Genomic DNA, 21,181 nt, shown 5'->3' on the forward strand with positions numbered 1-21,181 from the left:
CCGCCCGCCGCCTCGCCGGCCGTCCCCGGCTAGCCGCGCAGGCGGTGCCAGGGGCCGGTGATGGCGAACGTGGCGCCCGGGTCGGACTGGCGGTTGGCGAACAGGATGCGGCCGTCCGGGGAGAACGTGACGCCGGTGAACTCGCTGCCGTTGAGGGCGTTGCGGGCCATCGCGAACGGCTTGTCCTTCCGGGTGGTGCCGACGAGGTACTGCTCGCCGTCGCCGTCCTCGGCGAGGATCACGCCGCCGCCGTACGGGGAGACGGTGATGTTGTCGGGGCCGTCGAACCGGCCGCCCGGCTTGAAGATCAGCTGGAGCTCGATCTCGTTGCGGCGCGGGTCGTAGGTCCAGACCTGCCCGGCGTGGTCGCGGGCGGCGCCGTCGCCGGAGTGCGAGAAGCTCGCGACGAAGTACGCCTTGCCGTGCCCCCACCAGGCGCCTTCGAGCTTCTGGCTCCGGGTGATCGTGTCGAACTGCCTGCGCACGGACGTGGTCTTCGCCGACGGGTCCGGGACGTCCAGCCACTCGACGCGCAGCCGGGTGCCGGGCTCGGTGACGAGCGACAGGTCCGGGACGCCCCGGACGTTCATCGCCTCCAGGCTCCCGCCCCGCATGTAGGCGTGGTAGCCGCCGCGGTGGGCGCGGGGGCGGAACCGGTAGAACAGCCCGAACGGCCCGGACGCGTCCTCGGTGAGGTAGGCGGTGAGGGTGTGCGGGTCGACGGCGACGGCCTCGTGCGCGAAGCGGCCGAGGCCCGTCAGCGGGACGGGCTCGGTGCGCCGGCCGTCCGGGTCGACCTCGAACACCCACCCGTGGCTCTTGGTCTCGCCCTTGACGCCCTCGGTCTCCTCGCAGGTCAGCCACGTCCCCCAGGGGGTGCGGCCGCCGGCGCAGTTCACCGCCGTCCCGGCGAGGCTGACGTACTGCGACAGCAGGTTGCCGCGGCTGTCGACCTCCAGGGTGGTGGTGCCGCCGTTGACGGCCGGGTCGTAGGTCAGCTCGGGGCGGCCGACGGCGCGGGTGCCGTTGGTGCCCTGCTCGTGGTTGCGCACGAGCCGGGTCCGGCCGTGCCGGCTGCCGGGGAAGGTGGCCATCCCGTCGTGGTGGCCGGGAACGACGACGCCCTCGGAGATCGGGTCGCCTTCCACCGACAGCTGCTTGTAGCGGAAACCCCGGGGCAGGTCCAGGACGCCCTTGGGGTCGGGGACGAGCGGGCCGTAGCCGTACGCCTCGCCGGTGTCGGCGCCGGCGGACGTCTGGAAGACGCCCTCCAGGCTTCCGGCGAGGGCGATGGACAGGGCGCCGGCCGCGCCGCCCTTGACGACTCCGCGACGGGTCACGGACATGGGCACTCCTTAGCGTGAGGGATCACGCGGGAGCCTGGTCGCCGCCGCTGAACCGGCGGTGAACGAGCCCGGACGCGCCGGGAAAGCCCCAGGACAATCTTGGGTCGGCCTTGGGCCGCCCTTGAGTCGGCCCTGGGTCAGCCCGCCGTCGGGAAGGCCATCCCGGGCGCCTCCGCGGCGACGCCGGCCGGCTCGGGCCACCGGGACGTGACGGCCTTCTGGCGCGTGTAGAACCGGACGCCCTCGGGCCCGTGGACGTGGGTGTCGCCGAACAGCGACGCCTTCCAGCCGCCGAACGAGTAGAACGCCATCGGCACCGGGATCGGGACGTTCACCCCGATCATCCCGACGTGCACGGACCGCTGGTACCGCCGCGCCGCCGCCCCGGACGAGGTGAAGATCGCCGTGCCGTTGCCGTAGGGGTTGGCGTTGACCAGCGCGATCGCCTCGTCGAGCGTCCCGGCGCGCAGGACCACCAGGACGGGCCCGAAGATCTCCTGCTCGTAGGCGGGCATGTCGGTGGAGACGCCGTCGAGCAGGCAGGGGCCGAGGAAGAAGCCGGGGCCGGGCAGGTCGCGGCCGTCCACGACGAGCGTGGCGCCCGCGCGGGCCGCCTCCTCGACGTGCCCGCTGACGCGCTCCCGCGCCGCCTCGCTGATCAGCGGGCCCATCTCGCTGGACGGGTCCCCGCCCGGCCCGACCTTGATCGCGCGGGCCCGGTCGGCGAGCCGCTCGATGAGCGGGTCGGCGGCGTCCCCGACGGCGACCGCCACGGAGATCGCCATGCAGCGCTGCCCGGCCGACCCGTAGGCCGCCGCGGTGATCTGGTCGGCGGCGAGGTCGAGGTCGGCGTCGGGCAGCACCACCGCGTGGTTCTTCGCGCCGCCGAGGGCCTGCACCCGCTTGCCGGCGGTGCTCGCCGCCTCGTGGACGTGCCGGGCGACGGGCGTCGACCCGACGAACGACACCGCCGCGACGCCGGGGTGCGTGATCAGGGCGTCGGCGGTCTCGGCGTCGCCGTGCAGGACGTTGAACACCCCGTCCGGCAGCCCCGCCTCGGCGTACAGCTCGGCGACCAGGTTGGACGCGGACGGGACGCGCTCGCTCGGCTTCAGCACGAACGCGTTGCCGCAGGCGATCGCGACCGGGTGCATCCACAAGGGCACCATCACGGGGAAGTTGAACGGGACGATCCCGGCGCACACGCCGAGCGGCTCCCGGAACGAGAACGCGTCCACGCCGGAGGAGACCTGGTCGGAGTACTCGCCCTTCAGCATCTGCGGGATGCCGCAGGCGAACTCGACGACCTCGCGGCCCCGGACGACCTCGCCGCGCGCGTCGTCGAGGACCTTGCCGTGCTCGGCGGTGATCAGCCGGGCCAGCTCGTCCTCGTGCCGGGCGAGCAGGTCGCGCAGCGCGAACATGATCCGCGCCCGCCGGGTCAGCGACACCTCCCGCCAGGAGGCGAAGGCCCGCGCGGCGGCGCCGACGGCGGCGTCCACCTCGGCCCGGCGGCCGAGCACGACCTCGGCGGTCTGCTGCCCGGTCGCGGGGTCGTGGACGGGCGCCGCGGCGCTCCCGCCGACCGGGACACCGCCGATCCGGTGCTGAATCGAGCGCATGGGGGTTCCTTTCACAGGTAGCGGCGCTGGGTCTTCTTGTCGTCGTCGTAGCGGGCGCGGGCCTGCGCGGTGGGCGCCAGCGCCGACACCTCCGCGACCGGCACGTCCCACCACGCCTCGCTGTCGGGGGCGGGGGCGAGCGGGTCGGTCTCGACATGGACGACGGTGGTGCGCGGGGAGGCGGCGGCCGCGCGCAGCGCGTCGCGGAGCCCGTCGGTCCCCTCGGCGCGGAGCACGTCGGCGCCGAGGCTGGCGGCGTTCGCGGCGAGGTCGACGGGGAGCGTCGCGCCGTCCAGGCCGGTGGCGGTCCGGGCGCGGTAGCGGGTGCCGAACCGCTCCGCGCCGACGCTCTCGGACAGGTTGCCGATCGAGGCGTAGCCATGGTTCTGCACGATGACGACGACCAGCTTGACGCCCTCGGCGACGGCCGTGGCGAGCTCCTGCGCCATCATCAGGTACGAGCCGTCGCCGACGAGGACGAACACCTCCCGGTCGGGCGCGGCCATCTTCACGCCGAGGCCGCCGGCGATCTCGTAGCCCATGCAGGAGTAGCCGTACTCGACGTGGTAGCCCTTGGGGTCGCGGGTCCGCCACAGCTTGTGCAGGTCGCCGGGCATGGACCCGGCCGCGCACACGACCACGTCCCGGGGCCCGGACACCTCGTTGACGACCCCGATGATCTCGGCCTGCGCGGGCAGCCCCTCCTTCCGCTCCGCGAACGCCCCGTCGACGACGGCGTTCCACCGCGCGGCGAGGCCCCGGGTCTTCTCCCGGTAGGCGTCGGGGACGGAGTGGCCGCCGAGGGACGCACCGAGGGCCCGGAGCGCCTCCCGCGCATCGGCGACCACGCTCGTGGCGGCGAGCTTGACGGCGTCGGGGCGGGCGACGTTGATGTTGACGAAGCGGACGCCCGGATCGCCGAAGAGGCTGTGGGAGGCGGTGGTGAAGTCGCTGTAGCGCGTGCCGATGCCGAGCACGACGTCGGCTTCGCGGGCCAGCGCGTTCGCGGCCGCCGTCCCGGTCGCGCCGATCGCGCCCACCGAGCACGCGTGGTCCCACGGCAGCGCGCCCTTGCCCGCCTGGGTCTCGGCGACCGGGATGCCCGTCCGCTCGGCGAAGGCGCGCAGGTCGTCGGTGGCGCGGGAGTAGATCACGCCGCCGCCCGCGATGATCAGCGGGCGCTCGGCCGACCGGAGGACCTCCGCGGCGTCCGCCAGCGCGGCCGGTTCGGGGACAGGGCGCGGGATGCGCCAGACGCGGCGGGCGAACAGCTCGTCCGGCCAGTCGAACGCCTCCGCCTGCACGTCCTGCGGCAGGGCGAGGGTGACGGCGCCGGTCTCGGCCGGGTCGGTGAGAACGCGCATCGCCGCCAGCAGCGCGCTCGGCAGCTGCTCCGGCCGGTTGACGCGGTCCCAGTACTTCGACACCGGCTTGAAGCAGTCGTTCACCGACACGTCGTGGGAGCGGACGTCCTCCAGCTCCTGCAGGACGGGGTTGGCGGGGCGCGTGGCGAAGATGTCGCCCGGCAGCAGCAGCACCGGCAGCCGGTTGATCGTCGCCAGCGCCGCGCCGGTCACCATGTTGGTCGCGCCCGGCCCGATGGACGTCGTGCACGCCAGCGTGGACAGCCGGTCGTTCATCCGGGCGTAGCCGGCCGCGGCGTGCACCATCGCCTGCTCGTTGCGCGCCATGTAGTACGGCAGGTCGCCGGCGTGCTGGAGCAGGGCCTGGCCCAGGCCGGCGACGTTGCCGTGCCCGAAGATCCCGAAGCATCCGGCGAAGAACCGGTGCTCCTCGCCGTCCCGCTCGCTGTACTGCGCGCCCAGGAAGCGGACGACCGCCTGCGCCACCGTCAGTCTCGTGCTCATATGACCTCCACTGCTGCGTCCACGGCTCCGGCCACATCGCCGTCGGCAGGGTAAAGAAGGGAGCGGCCGACGACCAGGCCCCGCACGGTCGGGAGCCGCAGGGCGCGCCGCCAGCCGTCGCGGGCCGCGCGCGGGTCGGCGGAGACCTCGCCGCCGAGCAGCAGCGCGGGCAGGGTCGAGGCGGCCATCACCCGCTCCATGTCGGGGACGACGGGGACCTTCAGCCAGGTCCGCGCCGAGGTCGTGCCGAGGGCCGACGCGATCGAGATCGCGCGGATCATCGCCTCCGGGGTGAGGTCGTTGCGGACGCGGCCGTCCACCCGGCGGGCGATGAACGGCTCGACCATCGCCATCAGGCCGTGCCCGGCGAGCGCGGACACCGCGCGGGCGCAGCCCTCCAGCGTGCGCGGCGTCGCCGGGTCGTCGTCGTCGACGCGCAGCAGGACCTTGCCGCCGTCGAGGCGGGACGCGGCGATCGCGTCGGCGCTGTAGGCGGTGAAGCGGTCGTCGATCTCGAAGGACGCGCCGGCGAGCCCGCCGCGGTTCATCGAGCCGATCACGATCTTGCCGTCGAGGGCGCCGAGGAGCAGCAGGTCCTCCGCGACGTCCGGGGTGGCGAGGACGCCGTCCACGCCGGGGCGCTCCAGTGCCGTGCACAGCCGGTCGAGGAGCTCGCCGCGGTCGGCCATGGCGAGCGGGTCGCCGCCGGCGGCGAGGGCGCCGCGCGCCGGGTGGTCGGCGGCGATCAGCATGAGCCGCCCGGTCGGGCCGAGCAGCGACGCGCGCCGGGTGCGGCGGGCGGCGGCCGCGGCGATGGCCTCCGGGCGGGCGGCGCGCGTCTCGGCGAGCGCCGCGATCCGCCCGGCCCGCGACGGCCCCGGCGGGGTCTGCGTGTCGAGGGTCACGGGGCCACCGCCGGTTCCGCGATCTCGGCGGCGGTGGGCATCGCGGCCGAGCAGGCGAGCCGGGACGCGACGACCGCGCCGGCCCGGTTGGCGAACCCGATCGCGCGCGGGAGGTCCCAGCCTTCGAGCAGCCCGTGGCAGAGGGCGCCGCCGAACGCGTCCCCGGCGCCGAGGCCGTTGACGACCTCGACCGGCACCGGTGGGGACTCCACCACCCGCCCCTGGTCGTCGACCGCGAGGACGCCGTCCGGCCCGCGCTTGACGACGGCGAGGCGGACGCCCCGGTCGAGGAGCGCGCGGGCGGCCCGCATCGGGTCGCCCTCCCCCACCGCGACCTCGCATTCGGCGAGGTTGCCGACGGCGACGGTCGCGTGTTCGAGGGCCTCGCCCGCCAGGCGTCCCGCCTCGGCCGGGGAGTCCCAGAACATGGGCCGGTAGTCCAGGTCGAGGACGGTGAAGCCGGTGCGGCGGCGGGCGCCGAGCGCGGCGAGCGTCGCCGTCCGGGACGGCTCGGCGCACAGCCCGGTCACGGTCGTCCAGAGCAGCCCGGCGGCCTCGATGGCGGGGAGGTCCAGCTCGTCGGCGCGGATCTCCAGGTCGGGAGCCTTCGGGAAGCGGTAGAAGTACAGCGGGAAGTCGTCGGGCGGGAACAGCTCGCAGAACGTGACGGGCGTCGGCAGGCCGGGGACGTCCGCGACGAACCGGGCGTCCACCCCGTACTCGGCCAGGGCACGGCGGACGAAGCGGCCGAACGGGTCGGCGCCGGTGCGGGTGACCACGGCGGCGCGGCGGCCGAGCCGGGCGGCGGCGACCGCGACGTTGGTGGCGCTGCCGCCGAGGAACCGGGCGAACGTCTCGACCTCGTCCAGCGGTGCGCCGGACTGGAGCGGGTAGAGGTCGACGCCGACGCGGCCCATGGTGATGACGTCGAACCTGGTCATGCGGCGATCCCGGCGAGGAAGTCGACGCAGGCGCGCACGTCGGCGAGGGGGCCGGCGCCGGGCGCGGGCTCGGCGTCGATGATCATGTCCTGTTCGAGGACGTACCAGCCGTCGTAGCCGGCGCCTTCGAGGGAGCCGATGATCCCGGCGATGTCGATGTCGCCCGCGCCGAGCGGGCGGTAGATGCCGTCCCGGACGGCACCGGTGTAGGAGGTCGCGCCCGTCCGGACGGCCTCGGCGAGCGATGCGTCGACGTCCTTGAGGTGGACGTGCGCGATCCGGCCGGGGGCGCGTGCGGCGAGGCCGCCGGGGTCCGTGCCGCCGATCAGCAGGTGGCCGGTGTCCAGGCAGAGCGGGATCCCCGACCCGTCGAGGACGCGCTGCACCTCGTCGGACCGTTCCACCATCGTCCCGACATGCGGGTGCAGCACCGCGCGGACGCCGGCCTCGGCCGCGGCCGCGTCGATCCGGTCGAGGTTGCCGAGCAGCGCCGCCCAGCCCGCCGCGTCGAGTTCCGGCCTCTCGTCGTAGCCGTCCAGGCCGGTGACGGCGGCGAGCACCAGCGTGAGCCGGTCGTTGGAGCGTTCCACACCGAACCCCGACAGAATCCGCCGGACGTCGGGCAGCGGGTCGCGGTCCGGGTCGTGCAGCACGACCGGCGCGAACCCGCCCACCGCGCGGAGCCCGTACCCGGCGAGCAGCGCGGCTCGCTCGGCGGCCCCGGCGGGCAGGAAGCCGTCCGGCCCGAACTCGGTGGCGGCCAGCCCGAGATCGCGCATCTCCGCCAGCACCCGCGCGGGCGCCAACTGGTGGCCCCAGCCGGGCACCTCGCACACCCCCCACGAGATCGGGGCTCCCGCGACACGATCCTTGATCATCGACTCACCATCTCTCCAGCGGACGTGCTCGCGCCGGCGGTGCCACCGGCTCCGCCGAGTCTGCTGAAGCCCGGGCGGAGATGTCAATAGTTTGTTAGGACATTATGAGGTAATAAGTTAAACACACACTCCGAGGTACGATCGTCCCGTACGAGAGGAGACGATGGGTGTACCGACCGCGCGTGACCGTGGACCGCAGCAGCCCCGTGCCGCTGTACTACCAGCTCGCCCAGCAGCTGGAGGCGGCCATACGCGCCGGTGAGCTGGCTCCGGGCACCCGGCTGGAGAACGAGGTCGAGCTGGCCGACCGGTGCGGGCTGTCCCGCCCGACCGTCCGGCAGGCCATCCAGCACCTGGTCGACCGCGGGCTGCTGGTGCGCAAGCGCGGCGTCGGCACGCAGGTCGTGCGGTCGGAGATCCGCCGCCCGATCGAGCTGACGAGCCTGCACGACGACCTGGCGGCGGCCGGCCGCGAGCCGCGCACCCGGGTCCTGGAGCTCGGGCCCGTCCCGGCCGGGGACACGGTGGCCAAGGAGCTCGGCGTCCCGCCCGGCACCGAGGTCGTCCGGATGCGCCGGATCCGGTGCACCGGCGACGAGCCGCTCGCGGTGCTGACCAACTACCTGCCGCCCGACCTGATCAAGGTGACCGAGGCCGACCTCGCCGAGCACGGCCTCTACGAGCTGCTCCGCGCGACCGGCATCAACCTGCGCATCGCGAACCAGACCATCGGGGCGCGCGGCGCGACGGCCGCCGAGGCCCGGCTGCTGGACGAGCGGCGCGGCGTCCCGCTGCTGACCATGAACCGCACCGCCTACGACGACAAGGGCATCGCGATCGAGTACGGCTGCCACGTGTACCGCGCCGACCGCTACTCGTTCGCGCTCACCCTCGTCGAGCGGTAGCCGCCCGGGAACGGCCCGGCGGACCCGGGCCGGATTCCCTTGATCAATTAGAGCGCTCTATTGAATTAGAGCGCTCTAACGTTTACGGTGCAGGCATCCCCCTTCGCGCATCAGGAGGAACCCGATGCACCTGAAACCCACCCCCAAGGGCGTCCGGCTGGCGGCCGCCGCCACCACCGCGGTGCTCGCCGCCGCCGTGCTGTCGGCCGCCCCGGCCGCCGCCGACGGCGACGACCTCGCCCAGGTCCGCGCCACGCTGGAGACGCCGCCGAACTTCGACGACGAGGCGGGCGGCAACGCCAACGCCGACGACCCCGCGATCTGGAGCCACCCCGACGACCGCGACGGCGACCTCGTCATCGCCACCCTCAAGGAGGGCGGCCTCGTCGTGTACGACGCCGCCGGCCGCGAGATCCAGCGGTTCGCCGCGCCCGCCCCGCCCCGGCCCGGCGACGAGCCCGGCCGGTTCAACAACGTCGACCTGATCTACGGATTCCAGCTCGGACGCCACAAGGTCGACCTGGCCGTGGTCTCCGACCGGGGCCGCGACACCGTCCGCAGCTACGTGATCGACCCGGACGAGGCCGAGGACCACGGGGCGCCGCTCACCGACGTCACCGACCCGTCCGTGCCGTTCGTCTTCTCGTCCTCCCTCGACGACGTCAACGAGCAGGCGACGGCGTACGGGCTGGCGTCCTGGGGCGACTCGGACGGCGGCGGCTACGTCGCGCTCAGCCGCCGGCACACCTCCCGGCTCGGCCTCGTCCGGCTGGTCGCCACGCGGGCGGGCACGATCACCTACCGGCACGTCCGCGACCTCGACCTGCCCACCTCGTTCCCGGTGCCCGGCGGCACCTGGACGCCCTGCGAGGACCCGGGCGAGGGCCCGCAGGTCGAGGGCATGGTCGCCGACCCCGAGCACGGGGTGCTGTACGCGGCGCAGGAGGACGTCGGCATCTGGCGCATCCCGCTGAGCGGCACGCCGCGGCTCATCGACAAGGTCAAGGAGTACGGCGTCCCCGCCACCTACAACCCCGAGACCGAGGAGTGCGACCCGAGCGGACCCGACCCCGGCGTGGGCGGGCAGCACATCACCGCGGACGCCGAGGGCCTGAGCCTCTACAAGCAGGACGACGGTGAGGGCTACCTCATCGCCTCCAGCCAGGGCGACAACACCTTCGTCGTCTACGACCGCGAGGACCCGACCGACTACATCGGCCGGTTCCGCGTCGCCCCCGGCACCCTCGTGGACGGCTCCGAGGTCTGCGACGGCGCGATGGTGACCAGCGCCCCGATCGGGCGCTTCGGCAACGGGCTCCTGGTCGTCCACGACGGCGAGAACTCGCCCGACGACGTGGACGGGAACGGCGAGGTCCGCGAGAACACGAACTTCAAGTTCGTGGCCTGGGAGGATGTGGCCCAGCCGCTGGACCTGGACATCACCCCCGGCGACTGGGACCCGAGAGACTAGCGACCGCGTTGACTTGCGGCGTGTTGTTGTTATGAGGCCGCTCATAACAACAACACGCCGCAGTTCAACGATGAGAAGGAGTTGGTGTGGCCCACCCGACGCTGGAGGACGTCGCCGCTCGCGCCGGCGTGTCCCGGGCCCTGGTGTCGCTGGTGATGCGCGGCTCCCCCAAGGTCGCCGAGCAGCGCCGCAAGGCCGTCCTGGAGGCGGCCCGCGAACTCGGCTACCGGCCCAACATGATGGCGCGGAGCCTCGCCGCCGGCCGGACGGGCATCATCGGCGTCCTCCTGTCCGACCTCGGCGACCCCGCCTGCGCCGCGGTCCACGACGGCCTCGCCGAGGAGGCCGCGCACGGCGACGTGCGGCTGCTGGCGGCCACCGGCCGCGGCCGCCCCGCCCGCGAGCTGGCCGCCCTGAACGACCTCCTCGACCTGCGTCCCGACGGCGTGATCCTGGTGGAGCCGAGGATCGCCGCCGCCGACATCGAACGCGCCGCCGCCGGCTGCCCGGTGACCGTCGTCGGCCGCTCCCTCCGCTCAACCCACGTCGACTGCGTGACAGGCGACGACGCGGCGGCCGTGGAACAGGCGATCGCCCACCTGGCGGAACTCGGCCACCACCACCCGGCCTGCCTGGATGTAGGCGCCCGCCCCTCTCCCCTGCGCCGCGCCTGCGAGACCGCCGGCCTGCCCGTCGCGACCACCCCGGACGAGCTGCCCCGCACCGCCACCGCCGTCCTCGCCCTCGGCGACACGACCGGCACGACCGCCCTCACCGCTCTCCTGCGCGCGGGGAGACGCGTCCCCGAGGACGTCTCCCTGATCGTCCACGGCACCCCGCCGGGCGCCGAGGCGGCGCGGGTGACGACGATCGCCCCGCCGCCCGCCGACCTGGGGCGCCTGGCGATGACGGCCCTGCTGTCGCGCATCAAGGACGGCCCCTCGGCGAAGCCGCAGCGCCTCACCGTCCCCCCGCACCTGGACCCCCGCGCCACCACCGCACCCGCCTGAAAGCGACCGGCAAGCGACCCGAACGGCATGGGCGTCCCCCGAAAGGCACCGCCCGCGAACGTGAAGGCGGGTCAGGCGATGACGCGGAGGCCCGGGGCGGCGAGGGTGATCGGCCCGTCGTAGGACTGGCGGGCTTCGTTCAGGGCCGCCGCCGTGTCGGCCCAGGGACGCAGATGGGTGAGGACGAGGTGCTCGGCATCGGCCCGTTTCGCCAGGTCGCCCGCCTGTGCCGGGGTGAGGTGCGTCTCGGCGGCGCCGGGGGTCTGGACGGACGCCGCCGCTTCGCAGAGGAAGATGTCGGCGTCGCGCGCCAACTCCAGGACTTCGGGGCATTCGCCGGTGTCGCCGGAGTAGGCGAGGGTGCGGCCGCCGACCGTCACCCGGACGCCCAGCGCGGGCACCGAGTGGCGGACCGGCGCCGTCTCGACCGTGAACGGGCCCAGCGCGAAGGGCGCCGGCGGCGGCGTGCGCCAGTCGAAGGCGTACTCGTGGCCGGGCGGCGCCGCCTCCTCGGCCGGGGCGATCACCGGGAGCCGCGGGGACGGGCCCCGGTGGTGCCGGATGTAGGCCAGGGGGACGAGGTCCGCGCAGTGGTCGCGGTGGCCGTGGCTGATGACCGCGGCGTCGAGCGCGCGCGGGTCCGCGAAGCGCTGCAGGGGGCCGGCCGCGCCGGTCCCGGCGTCCAGGAGGAGCCGGAAGCCGTCGTGCTCCAGCAGGTAGCAGGAGCACACCGCGTCCGGCCCCGGGACGGAACCGGCGCAGCCGACGACCGTCAGGATCACGGCAGGACGCGCGCGACCAGGTCGGCGACCGCGCCGTCCGCGCACGCCGCGACGACGATGTCCGCGGCGGCGCGGACCGCCTCGGCGCCGTCGCCCACCGCCGCGCCCAGGCCGGCGGTCTCGATCATGTCCAGGTCGTTGGGGTTGTCGCCGATCGCCGCGACGTCGGCGAGCGCCACGCCGCGGGCGGCGGCCAGCTCGCGCAGCGCGGCGCCCTTCGTCGCGCCCGCCGGGAGCGCCTCCAGGTAGGTGCTCTCCGACCGGACGAGGGTGACGCCCTCGGCGTTCGCCGCCACGACCGCCTCGGCCGGGTCCATCAGCTCGGGGCGGTCGCAGACCATCATGACCTTGGTGATGTCGTCGAGCGGCAGGTCGCCCCAGGCGCCGATGCGGGTGAGCGCGATGCCGTCCCGGTCGGCGTACTCGCGCAGCGCCGGGCTCTCGGTGACCACGTGGGCGCGGCCGCCGCTGAACGCCACCGGCCAGGCCCCCTCGGGGAGGGAGCCGAACAGCATCGTCAGCTTCGCCCAGGTGGCGACGCTCAGGCAGCGGCGGTGCAGGACGGCGCCGGTGCTCAGGTCGACCACGCGCGCCCCGTTGTAGAGGATCGCGGGGGTGGTGAGCCCGAGCGCCCGGTAGTACGGGAGCGCGGCGGCCTCGCTGCGTCCGGTCGCGATGACGACGGTGCCGCCCGCGTCCATGAAGCGGCGCAGCGCGGCGAGGCTCGGCTCGACGATCTCCTTGTCGCGGCCGACGAGGGTGCCGTCCAGGTCGGTGACGATCCAGTCGACCGTGCGGACGCCGGTGGTGCTCATACGCCGGCCACTTCGCGCATGACGGAACCGTCGAGGTCGAACCCGCTGACGCAGGCGAGGTAGCCGGGGGCCTCGTGGTCGGGGGCGCCGGGCTTCCCGCCGAGCGGCAGGTACGTCCCGCCCGCCTGCCGGACGAGCAGCAGCGCCGCGGTGACGTCCCAGGCGTTGATGGACGGGTCGTAGGCCACGTCGGTCCAGCCGGCGGCGACGTGCGCGAGGGTGAGCGCGGCGCTGCCCGGGCGGCGCAGCGTGGCGAACGCGTCCACCATCTGGCCGAAGCGGCGCAGCGCGCCGTCGCGGTCCGCGTGCAGCTCGCGGGCGTTCGGGTAGGACGTGGCGACGACCGCCGTCGCGTCGCGGGAGGCGCCCTTGCTCTCGATGCGCGCCCCGTTGCAGGTCGCGCCGGCGAGGGACGCGCTGAACATCTCGTCCCGCACCGGGTCGTACACGGCGCCCGCGACGACCTCGCCGCCGGAGACGGCGCCGATGGACACGCAGAAGAACGGCAGGCCGACCGCGAAGTTGGCGGTGCCGTCGATGGGGTCGACGTACCAGCGGAGGTCGCCGTCCTCGCCCTGCGCGCCGCCCTCCTCGCCGACGACGACGCTGCCCGGCGTCTCCTTGGCGAGCACCTCGCGGATGGTCTCCTCCGCCGCCCGGTCGTGCTCGGTGACGGGGTCGTGCATGTCGCGCTTGGTGTCGACCGCGGGACGCGAGCGGAACGCCGTCCGCAGCCGGTCCCCCGTGGCCCGAGCGGCGAGCTCGGCGATTCCGGCCAGGTCCCGCGAGGCGGGCACATCGACGTTCATGCGTCTCCTTCTGTGGCGTTGGTGAGCAGGTCGAGCAGGCCGTGGCCGTCGTCGACGACCGCGTCCGGGCGCGAGCGGACCTCGTACGGGACGTCGTAGGTCCCCTTGGCGACCATGAGGATGTTGCCGCCGACGCCCGCGCGCTGCCCGCAGACGACGTCGCGGTCGAAGTTGTCGCCGACGTACCAGGCGTCCGCCGGCTCGATGCCGAGCGCGCGGGTCGCGATCCAGATCATCTCCGGGTTGGGTTTGCGCACGCCGACCTCGTCGCTGTAGACCTCGAAGGCCAGTTTCCCCGCCAGACCCGTCGCGGCGGTGAAGTCCCGGTGGACGGCGCCCGACAGCGTGTTGCTGACGACCGCGCACGGGATGCCGAGCCCGTCGGCGGCGTCCAGCAGCTCGGGGATCCCGGGCCGGACGCGGCGGTCCTGCCGCAGCTCCCCCATCCGCTTGCACAGCGGGGTCGCGTGCGCGAGGACGAGCTGCCGGGCGGGCGCCGGCCAGTCGGCGGCCACGTAGTCGCCCCAGAACGCGGCGTGGGTCATCTCGGGCGGCGCGAACGGGCGGGACATGGCGTCCTTCCAGCACCGGTCCGCCGCGACGCCCGCCTTGAGGTCGGTCTCGACGGCCGCGGCGTCGAGCTCGTGGCAGCCGGCGCGGGCGAGCGCCTCGTGCACCTCCTTGGCGACCACGGCCGTCCAGCCCTCGCGCCGCGAGGTCTCGACGAGGACGCCGCCGAAGTCCAGCAGCAGCGCGCGGGGCCTGGGCAGAGTCATGAGGCCGCCTTCGCGACGGGCGCGACGGCGTCGTCCCAGGCGTCCATCCGGGAACCGTCCGCGGCGAACAGGTGGAGGCGTCCGGGGCGCGCCCAGCAGGTGAGCCGGTCGCCCGGCCCGGCCTCCGGGTCCTCGTGGGTGACGGCGAACAGCTCGGTGTCGAGGACGCGGAGCTGCACGGTCCAGCTCGCGCCGGTCGGCAGGACGGTCTCGATGACGGCCTCGTCCGACCAGGCGGTGTCGGGCACGTCATCGGCCGTCCGGGCCAGCTTCAGCGCCTCCGGCCGGACGCCCACGCACCCCGGCGCCCCCACGGCGCGCTTCTCGGTGTACCGGAGCAGCGACCCGGCGAGCCCGTCGGGTTCGTCCGGAACGGGCACGATGTTCATCGGCGGGCTGCCGACGAACTCGGCGACGAACCGGTTGCCCGGCCGCTCGTACATCTCCATCGGTGGCGCCACCTGCTGCAACTCCCCCTCCGACATGACCGCGATATGCGTGGCCATCGTCATGGCCTCCATCTGATCATGCGTCACGAACACGACGGTCGCACCGGTCTCGTCGTGGATGCGCTTCAGTTCGGTCCGCATCTCCAGGCGCAGCCGCGCGTCCAGGTTCGACAGCGGCTCGTCCAGCAGCAGGACGTCGGGGTCGACGGCGAGCATGCGGGCGAGCGCGACGCGCTGCTGCTGGCCGCCCGACAGCTGCGACGGGTAGCGGTCCATGCAGTCGGCGACGTGCACCTTCTCCAGGGCCTCCTGGGCGCGGGCCTTGCGCTTCTCGGCCGGGACCTTGCGCATCCGCAGCCCGAACTCGGTGTTGCCGCGCACGGTGAGGTGCGGCCAGAGCGCGTAGTTCTGGAAGACCAGGCCCATGTCGCGCTTCTCCGGGGGGACGTAGACGCCGCGTTCCACCGAGTCCAGTACCCGCTCCCCCACGGCGATCTCACCGCGGGACGGCTGCTCCAGCCCGGCGATCATGCGCAGGGTGGTGGTCTTGCCGCAGCCGGACGGGCCGAGCAGGCAGGTGAACGAGCCGTCCGGGATGGTGAGGTCCAGGTCCTTCACCGCCGGGCGGGCGCCGCCGGGATAGGTCTTGACCACTCCGCTGAGGGTGATGGCCGGCATTGATCAACCTCCGATGCCCGAGGCCAGGCTGCTCTTGGTGAGCCGCTGGGCCAGGTAGGTCATGGTGAACGAGAGCAGGGCGATGATGAGGACGACGCCGTTGGCGAGCTGGGTGTAGCCGTACTCGACGAGCCCGATGGACAGGGTGGTCAGCAGCTGGGTGCCGGCGGTGGTCAGCATGATGACGATGCTGAGCTCCTTCAGCCCGGAGATGAACGGCAGCACCACGCCGGTGACGAGCGCGCCGCGCTGGATCGGCATGATGATCCGCGTCATCCGGGTCCACCAGCGGGCGCCGCTGATCTGCGCGGCCTCCTCCGGTTCCCGGCCGAGCTGCATCATCGCCGAGATCCCGGACCGGGACGAGTACGGCAGGTGCGTCACCACCATCACGACCACGAGCAGCGTGATCGTCCCGTACAGGGCCGGGATCGGCCCGCGCTGGACGGCGAACAGCGACAGCGAGGCGGCGGCGAACGCGATACCGGGCACCAGGTACGGCAGGAACGACACCTGCCGCAGGAAGCCGGAGACCCGGCTCCCGGCGCCGCGCACCACCACGTAGCCGATGAGCAGTCCGGCGATGCCGCAGACGAGCGCGGCGACGCCGACGATGCGCAGGCTGTTCCAGGCCGCCGCCCACAGCTCGGTGCCGCGCAGCACGCCGTGCGGGAAGCCGACCGCGCCTTCGAGCTCGGCGCCGAACCAGTACTTGAGCGTGAAGTTGTCGGCGCTGAACACGCCCGGCGTCTTGGTGACGGTGGACAGCAGCAGGGTCAGGACGGGGATGACGACGCTGGCGGCGAACACGGTCATGCCGAGGCCGAACGCGGGCCACCGCCAGCGGCGCAGGTCGCTGCGGCGGTCCATGGCGCCCTTGCCGCCGACCGTGACGAACCGGCGCTGCTCCCGCACGAGCCGGGTGTCGACGACCACGACGAGCACGCCGATCAGCACGATGACGCCGGCGAGCGTCGAGGCGACGCCGGTGCTGCGGTCGCGGATGGCGTGGTAGAGGCCGGTGGACAGGACGTTGTAGTCGCTGGGCAGCCCGAGGATGTAGGGGGTGCCGAACGTGCCGAGGACGCGGCCGAGGACGAGCAGCACCGCCGACGACAGCGCGGGCAGCATCAGCGGCAGCGTGATGCGGCGGACGACCGTCCGGCCGCCGGCGCCGAGGATGCGCGCCGAGTCCTCCAGCTGCGAGTCGATGCGGCGCAGCGCGTTGCCGAACAGCAGCAGGACGAACGGGTAGTAGTGCAGCCCGAGCGTCACGATGATCGGCAGCGGCCCGTAGGCGAGCCAGTCGGGGGTGTGGATGCCGGCGCCCTGCAGGTAGCCGACCTGGCCGCCGGAGCGCTCGTTCTTGAACAGCGACAGCCACGCGAGCGCGAACGTCCAGGACGGCAGCATGTAGGGGACGACGAGCGCGCCGGCCAGGAACTTGCGTCCGGGGACGTTCGTGCGGGTCACGAGCCACGCCATCGACCCGCCGACGACGAGCGCGAAGGCGATGACGCCGACCGCGACCGTGACGGTGTGGAGCAGCGGCTCCCAGAACAGCAGCTTGCTGACGGGCGAGCGGAACACCCGCCACAGGTAGTAGCCCGTCAACGAGCCGTAGTCCTGGCCGGACCGGGCCTCGTCGCCGTACTGGACGCGGGCCGCGTCCGAGATGACCGACACGAGCGGGGCGATGACGAGGTAGAGCAGGACGGCGCTCAGCACGAGGCCGAGCAGCACGGTCGGGTCACGCAGGAGCACGCGTGCCCGGTACAGCACGCGCCGGCCGCGTGACGCCGGCCGTGCGGGGGCGGCGACCGCCATGGGCAGTTCCTCCGGGGGATGGAGCCCGGCGGGCCGCCTCCGCGGCCCGCCGGGAGACGGTGGTCAGGAGTGGTTGACGCGCCAGAAGTCCTTGATGTCCTGGCGGGCGCGGAAGTCGGCGATGAGCTTGTCCGAGGAGAACCAGTACAGCTGCGTGTTCCAGTCGGTCAGCCCGGGCGGGTTGTGCGGGCTGACGCCGACCTCGTTGTTGCCGGAGACGCCGCCGGAGTGGGCCTCGAGGTCGAAGCCCTCCTTCTCCATCGCGAAGTGCACGAAGAGCTTGGCCGCGTTCGGGTGCTTGGAGCCGGCCGCGATCGTGGCGAACTTCGGGTAGGCGAAGCCGGTCCACGGGGCCAGGCCCTCGCAGACCTTCATGTTGAACTTCTTGTCCTCCAGGTCGCGGAACTTGGCGATGGAGAACAGCCCGATCGTGGTGCGGGTCTGGTTGGGCGCGCCGACGGCGGTGGCGACGTCCTCGTCCTCACTGGTGAGGACCGGGTCGTTCTTGGCCAGCCGCTTCACCCACTCGTGGGCGGCGTCCTTCTCCTCCATCTTGAGCTCGCCCTTGCCGAGCTTGCCGTAGGCGGCGGCGAGCTTGTCGGTGCCCTGCTCCGACATCTGCGTGAACCACTGGGTGAAGACCTCCTTGCCCAGCGGGTCCTGCATCATCACCTTGCCCTTCCACTGCGGCTCGGTGAGCTCCCACATGTTCTTCACCGGGCAGCCGCCCGGGTTGAGCTTGGGGTTGTAGGCGAACACGTACGCCTTGGAGATCATCATCAGCGGGTTGCGGTTCTTCTCGTCGATGTTCTTCGCGAGGTCCGGCGGGATCCACGTCTTGACGATCCCCTGCGGGAGGAGCTGCCCGACGAGCATCGGGCCGTCCTCGAACAGGCTGACGTCGATGGTGACGTTCTTGGCCTGCGCCTCCCGGGTCATCTTCTCCGCGGTGGCGGCGGCCTTGGACTTCACGCCCTCGGCCTTGATCCCGTACTTCTTCTCGAACGCCGCCGCCATGTCCTTGACGTCGCCGCTGCCGTCGTAGGCGAGGACGCTGCCCTCCTTCTTCGCGGCGGCGATGAGCGCGTTCAGGTCGAAGGACGCGGCGTCCTCCACGGTGACGGTCGGCAGCGGCTTCTCCGCCGCCTCCTCGCCGCCGGTGGACGGCGCGCAGGCGCCGAGCGCGGCGGTGGCGAGCGCGGCGAGCACGGCGGCTCCCGCGCGCGCCCGGTGCCCTCTCGGGATGGTGGTGCGGATCATTGTGGGTTCTCTCCTTGCGTCCGCCGACGGCCCGGCCTGCGGCGATGGGGGTGGGTGATCAGTGACTGCGTTTGAGCATCGCGTCCGAGAGCGCGTCGGCGGCGTCGCCCAGGCGCCGCCCCACCGCGTCCAGCCGGTCGAGCAGCTCGCGCCTGCGCAGGACGTCGATGTCGAGCGGGCCGGCGAACAGCCGCGCGAGCGCGGCCTGCCGGTTCTCCCGGACGCGGTTGCCGGCCTTGCGCGCGCCCAGCGCCGCGATCGTGACGGCGGCGGGCTCGGCGAGGACCTTCCGGACGGCGGCGTCGAGGGCGGTCAGCCCCTCCAGCACCGCCTCCAGCGGCGGGACGGCGAAGCCGAGTCCGGGCGGCCCGAACATGTCGGCCTCGCGGACGAAGTCGCGGAGGTTGTCCAGGACGTCGTCGACGGAGCGGGAGAGCCGGTAGAGGTCCTCCCGGTCGATGGGGGTGGCGAGGACGCCGCGCAGCATCGCGGCGAGCGCGGCCCGCTCGGCGTCCCCGGCGTGCTCGATCTCGGCCATCCGGGTGCGGGCCGCCGCGGAGGCGATCCGCCCGGCGGCGAGCTCGCGGGCCAGCTCGGCGCCGTCGCGGGCGGCGCTGACCTGCCGGGCGACCTGCCCGATGACCCGGTCGCCGGACCGGCCGCGCAGGTCGTCCCAGACGAGCCTCAGCCGGCGGGCGGGGCGGACGGCGGCGCTCACAGCGCGCTCACCGCCAGGCCGCCGAGGACGCCGCCGGCGAACGCGAGCGGGAGGGTGAACACCCAGGCCGCGCCGATGCCGAGGACGTTCTGCCAGCGCACCCGCGCGGCTCCCTCGCTGGCGGCGACGCCGACGACCCCGGCGGTGACCGACTGGGTCATGCTGACCGGCGCGCCCGCGATCGAGCTGGCCGCGACGGACGCGGCCGCCGCCGCCTCGGTGGAGACCACGTGCAGCGGGCGGGCGAGCACGAGCCCGCGGCCGAGCCGCTCCCCCACCCGGTGGACGGCGCTGAGCGCGCCGGCGCAGAACACGACCGCGATCGCGATCAGCACCGCCGGGGTGGGCTGGACGGGCCCGATCGCGCCGAGCTTGCGGGTGGACACGACGTGCCGCGCCACGCTGACGACGGCGAGCATCTTCTGCCCGTCGTTGGCGGCGTAGGCGGCGCACTGGGCGCTGTAGGCGAGGACGTGCGCGGTCCGCACGGCGCCGGGCATGCCGGTGAAGGACGGGATCCGCCGGGAGGCGAGCCCGAGCGCGTAGCCGACGGACGTCCCGACGAGCGGGGCCGCCGCGCCGATGGCGAGGACGAGTCCGAGGCCGCGCCAGGAGACGTCCAGCCCCATGCCGAGCCCGGTGCCGCCGATGCCGCCGACGATCGCGAGGGTCAGGCTGGTCGGGAGCCCGCGCCGCGACAGCTCGGCGACGACGGCGAGCGCGACGGTCACGCCGAGCAGGAAGGCGAGCGCGCCGCGCCGGTCGCCGAGGTCGGTGAGCCCTTCGGTGAACGTCCGCGCGACCGCGACCGTCCACTGCGGGACGAGGACCAGCGGCACGAGCACCAGCGCCATCAGCAGCGGCCCGGACGAGCGGGGGTAGCGGCCGCTCAGCCCGAGCAGGGCCGCTCCGTCGTTGACCCCGGTGACCCAGACGAAGGCCAGCGCGACCGCGGCGAACGCCATCGCCCAGATCATCGCAGCTCCGCCAGCGCGACCCGGCGGCCCTCGTGCAGCGACAGCGTGGCGGCCTCGGCGACGAGGAACGCCTCCAGCGCCTCGTCCACGGTGCAGGGGCTCGGCATGTTGCCCTTCGCCACTTCTAGGAACGTTCCAATCTCGTTCGCGTAGGCGGGATCGAAGCGCTCCTGGAAGTCGGTCCACGGGTCGCCGGAGGGCCAGTCGACGCCGGGTTCGGCCGACCGGAGCGGCGCGCGCTCGTCCAGCCCGACCACCCAGGTCGCGTCGGTGCCGGACAGCTCCATGCGGACGTCGTAGCCGGCGCCGTTGTACCGGGAGCCCTGCAGCGTGGCGATCGTCCCGTCGTCCATCTCCAGGACGGCGGCGCTCGTGTCCACGTCGCCGGCCGCCGCGAAGTAGGCGTCGCCGCGGTTGGCGCCGACGGCGGTCACCGCCGCGACCTCGCGGCCGGTGACCCAGCGCAGGATGTCGAAGTCGTGGATGTGGCAGTCGCGGAACATCCCGCCGGACGAGCGGACGTACTCGGCCGGCGGCGGCGCCGGGTCCGCGGTGACGAGGTGGACGCGGTGCAGCGCGCCGAGGCGCCCGTCGAGGACGGCCCGGCGCGCCGCCGCGTAGCCCGCGTCGAACCGGCGCTGGAAGCCGATGTGCACCGGGACGCCGGCCTTGGCGGTGCGGTCGCGGACCGCCAGCGTCGTGCCCAGGTCGGGGGCGACGGGCTTCTCGCAGAACGCGGGGACGCCCGCGTCGCAGGCGCGTCCGAGCAGTTCGGCGTGCGTGGCGGTGGGGGTGGCGATCACGACGGCGTCGAGCCCGGCGGCGAGCACCGAGTCCGGGTCGCCGGCGCTCGCGCCCATCGGCCCGGCGAGCGCCGCGGCGCGCCGGACGTCGGCGTCGCCGATCAGGAGGGCGTCCACCTGGGGATGCCCGCCGAGGAACCGGGCGTGCCACGCCCCGATCCGCCCCGCGCCCAACAGTCCGACCCGCATGGTGCCTCCCAAGACCTGTCCGATCGGATGGCGAGTTCACCGGGTGGACCGATGGTGGTCACCGGCCGTTCACCTTCTCGTCATCTTCATGTGGCTTGAGGCACATTTGTAGCCCGAGCCGGACGGGCAGTCAATACTTTGTTCTTACATCT

At 73.8% G+C, this 21,181-nt stretch carries 19 protein-coding genes; 3 read left to right on the forward strand and 16 right to left on the reverse strand.

From position 1 onward, the window contains the following. Positions 1-29 precede the first annotated feature (29 nt). From ABFX46_RS04975 to ABFX46_RS05000, 6 genes are all read right to left on the reverse strand, one after another. On the reverse strand, positions 30-1,346 hold the full coding sequence (locus ABFX46_RS04975; protein WP_346040142.1) for an alkaline phosphatase PhoX: 1,317 nt from the start codon (positions 1,344-1,346) through the stop codon (positions 30-32). A gap of 137 nt (positions 1,347-1,483) precedes the next feature. Then, on the reverse strand, positions 1,484-2,968 hold the full coding sequence (locus ABFX46_RS04980) for a CoA-acylating methylmalonate-semialdehyde dehydrogenase (RefSeq protein ID WP_346040143.1): 1,485 nt from the start codon (positions 2,966-2,968) through the stop codon (positions 1,484-1,486). An 11-nt stretch (positions 2,969-2,979) separates the two neighbouring features. After that, positions 2,980-4,836 carry a 3D-(3,5/4)-trihydroxycyclohexane-1,2-dione acylhydrolase (decyclizing) gene (gene iolD, locus ABFX46_RS04985; protein WP_346040144.1) on the reverse strand — a complete coding sequence of 619 codons (1,857 nt, stop codon included), beginning with the start codon at positions 4,834-4,836 and terminating at the stop codon, positions 2,980-2,982. Further along, complete coding sequence (locus tag ABFX46_RS04990) at positions 4,833-5,693, reverse strand: Cgl0159 family (beta/alpha)8-fold protein (RefSeq protein WP_346040682.1); 861 nt, start codon at positions 5,691-5,693, stop codon at positions 4,833-4,835. The genes iolD and ABFX46_RS04990 overlap by 4 nt, the downstream gene beginning before the upstream one ends. A 44-nt stretch (positions 5,694-5,737) precedes the next feature. Then, on the reverse strand, positions 5,738-6,682 hold the full coding sequence (gene iolC, locus ABFX46_RS04995) for a 5-dehydro-2-deoxygluconokinase (protein ID WP_346040145.1): 945 nt from the start codon (positions 6,680-6,682) through the stop codon (positions 5,738-5,740). After that, positions 6,679-7,560: a TIM barrel protein gene (locus tag ABFX46_RS05000; RefSeq protein WP_346040146.1), complete on the reverse strand. Its 882-nt coding sequence runs from the start codon at positions 7,558-7,560 to the stop codon at positions 6,679-6,681. The genes iolC and ABFX46_RS05000 overlap by 4 nt, the downstream gene beginning before the upstream one ends. Positions 7,561-7,727: 167 nt before the next feature. Between ABFX46_RS05000 and ABFX46_RS05005 the strand changes: the two genes are divergently transcribed. The 3 genes from ABFX46_RS05005 to ABFX46_RS05015 all read left to right on the forward strand — a co-directional run bounded on the left by ABFX46_RS05005 (position 7,728) and on the right by ABFX46_RS05015 (position 10,946). Further along, positions 7,728-8,465, forward strand: coding sequence for a GntR family transcriptional regulator (locus ABFX46_RS05005; protein WP_346040147.1), 738 nt, complete (start codon positions 7,728-7,730; stop codon positions 8,463-8,465). Between the two features lie 124 nt (positions 8,466-8,589). After that, positions 8,590-9,936 (forward strand): phytase, encoded by a 1,347-nt coding sequence (locus ABFX46_RS05010; protein ID WP_346040148.1) that lies wholly within the window; start codon positions 8,590-8,592, stop codon positions 9,934-9,936. An 86-nt stretch (positions 9,937-10,022) separates the two neighbouring features. Further along, a complete protein-coding gene (locus ABFX46_RS05015; protein ID WP_346040149.1) occupies positions 10,023-10,946 on the forward strand; it encodes a LacI family DNA-binding transcriptional regulator in 924 nt (307 codons plus the stop codon). Between the two features lie 71 nt (positions 10,947-11,017). Here the strand turns inward: ABFX46_RS05015 and ABFX46_RS05020 are convergent, their stop codons facing one another. The 10 genes from ABFX46_RS05020 to ABFX46_RS05065 form a co-directional block, all read right to left on the reverse strand. Next, positions 11,018-11,728 (reverse strand): MBL fold metallo-hydrolase, encoded by a 711-nt coding sequence (locus ABFX46_RS05020; RefSeq protein WP_346040150.1) that lies wholly within the window; start codon positions 11,726-11,728, stop codon positions 11,018-11,020. Then, positions 11,725-12,543, reverse strand: coding sequence for a Cof-type HAD-IIB family hydrolase (locus tag ABFX46_RS05025; RefSeq protein ID WP_346040151.1), 819 nt, complete (start codon positions 12,541-12,543; stop codon positions 11,725-11,727). The genes ABFX46_RS05020 and ABFX46_RS05025 overlap by 4 nt, the downstream gene beginning before the upstream one ends. Beyond that, positions 12,540-13,352 carry an inositol monophosphatase family protein gene (locus tag ABFX46_RS05030; RefSeq protein WP_346040152.1) on the reverse strand — a complete coding sequence of 271 codons (813 nt, stop codon included), beginning with the start codon at positions 13,350-13,352 and terminating at the stop codon, positions 12,540-12,542. The genes ABFX46_RS05025 and ABFX46_RS05030 overlap by 4 nt, the downstream gene beginning before the upstream one ends. Then, a complete protein-coding gene (locus ABFX46_RS05035) occupies positions 13,349-14,128 on the reverse strand; it encodes an HAD family hydrolase (RefSeq protein ID WP_346040153.1) in 780 nt (259 codons plus the stop codon). The genes ABFX46_RS05030 and ABFX46_RS05035 overlap by 4 nt, the downstream gene beginning before the upstream one ends. Then, positions 14,125-15,255, reverse strand: coding sequence for an ABC transporter ATP-binding protein (locus ABFX46_RS05040; protein WP_346040154.1), 1,131 nt, complete (start codon positions 15,253-15,255; stop codon positions 14,125-14,127). Before ABFX46_RS05040 ends, ABFX46_RS05035 begins: the two co-directional genes overlap by 4 nt. A 3-nt stretch (positions 15,256-15,258) precedes the next feature. After that, positions 15,259-17,019 carry an ABC transporter permease gene (locus ABFX46_RS05045; RefSeq protein ID WP_346040155.1) on the reverse strand — a complete coding sequence of 587 codons (1,761 nt, stop codon included), beginning with the start codon at positions 17,017-17,019 and terminating at the stop codon, positions 15,259-15,261. A gap of 126 nt (positions 17,020-17,145) precedes the next feature. Next, positions 17,146-18,342: an ABC transporter substrate-binding protein gene (locus ABFX46_RS05050; RefSeq protein WP_346040156.1), complete on the reverse strand. Its 1,197-nt coding sequence runs from the start codon at positions 18,340-18,342 to the stop codon at positions 17,146-17,148. A 58-nt stretch (positions 18,343-18,400) separates the two neighbouring features. Continuing rightward, complete coding sequence (locus ABFX46_RS05055; protein ID WP_346040157.1) at positions 18,401-19,060, reverse strand: DUF47 domain-containing protein; 660 nt, start codon at positions 19,058-19,060, stop codon at positions 18,401-18,403. After that, complete coding sequence (locus tag ABFX46_RS05060) at positions 19,057-20,037, reverse strand: inorganic phosphate transporter (protein ID WP_346040158.1); 981 nt, start codon at positions 20,035-20,037, stop codon at positions 19,057-19,059. The genes ABFX46_RS05055 and ABFX46_RS05060 overlap by 4 nt, the downstream gene beginning before the upstream one ends. Continuing rightward, on the reverse strand, positions 20,034-21,029 hold the full coding sequence (locus ABFX46_RS05065) for a Gfo/Idh/MocA family protein (protein WP_346040159.1): 996 nt from the start codon (positions 21,027-21,029) through the stop codon (positions 20,034-20,036). The genes ABFX46_RS05060 and ABFX46_RS05065 overlap by 4 nt, the downstream gene beginning before the upstream one ends. Positions 21,030-21,181: the final 152 nt, after the last annotated feature.

The organism is Actinomadura chokoriensis (assembly GCF_039529475.1).
In the GTDB taxonomy this organism is placed as follows: domain Bacteria; phylum Actinomycetota; class Actinomycetes; order Streptosporangiales; family Streptosporangiaceae; genus Spirillospora; species Spirillospora bangladeshensis.

Bases quoted from the DNA above. Each gene is read 5' to 3' on its own strand.
- ABFX46_RS05035 (WP_346040153.1), bottom strand. From the start codon at position 14,128: ATGACTCTGCCCAGGCCCCGCGCGCTGCTGCTGGACTTCGGCGGCGTC.
- ABFX46_RS05000 (WP_346040146.1), bottom strand. From the start codon at position 7,560: ATGATCAAGGATCGTGTCGCGGGAGCCCCGATCTCGTGGGGGGTGTGC.
- ABFX46_RS05010 (WP_346040148.1), top strand. From the start codon at position 8,590: ATGCACCTGAAACCCACCCCCAAGGGCGTCCGGCTGGCGGCCGCCGCC.
- ABFX46_RS05030 (WP_346040152.1), bottom strand. From the start codon at position 13,352: ATGAACGTCGATGTGCCCGCCTCGCGGGACCTGGCCGGAATCGCCGAG.
- ABFX46_RS05040 (WP_346040154.1), bottom strand. From the start codon at position 15,255: ATGCCGGCCATCACCCTCAGCGGAGTGGTCAAGACCTATCCCGGCGGC.
- iolC (WP_346040145.1), bottom strand. From the start codon at position 6,682: ATGACCAGGTTCGACGTCATCACCATGGGCCGCGTCGGCGTCGACCTC.
- ABFX46_RS05025 (WP_346040151.1), bottom strand. From the start codon at position 12,543: ATGAGCACCACCGGCGTCCGCACGGTCGACTGGATCGTCACCGACCTG.
- ABFX46_RS04980 (WP_346040143.1), bottom strand. From the start codon at position 2,968: ATGCGCTCGATTCAGCACCGGATCGGCGGTGTCCCGGTCGGCGGGAGC.
- ABFX46_RS05050 (WP_346040156.1), bottom strand. From the start codon at position 18,342: ATGATCCGCACCACCATCCCGAGAGGGCACCGGGCGCGCGCGGGAGCC.
- ABFX46_RS04975 (WP_346040142.1), bottom strand. From the start codon at position 1,346: ATGTCCGTGACCCGTCGCGGAGTCGTCAAGGGCGGCGCGGCCGGCGCC.
- ABFX46_RS05060 (WP_346040158.1), bottom strand. From the start codon at position 20,037: ATGATCTGGGCGATGGCGTTCGCCGCGGTCGCGCTGGCCTTCGTCTGG.
- iolD (WP_346040144.1), bottom strand. From the start codon at position 4,836: ATGAGCACGAGACTGACGGTGGCGCAGGCGGTCGTCCGCTTCCTGGGC.
- ABFX46_RS05065 (WP_346040159.1), bottom strand. From the start codon at position 21,029: ATGCGGGTCGGACTGTTGGGCGCGGGGCGGATCGGGGCGTGGCACGCC.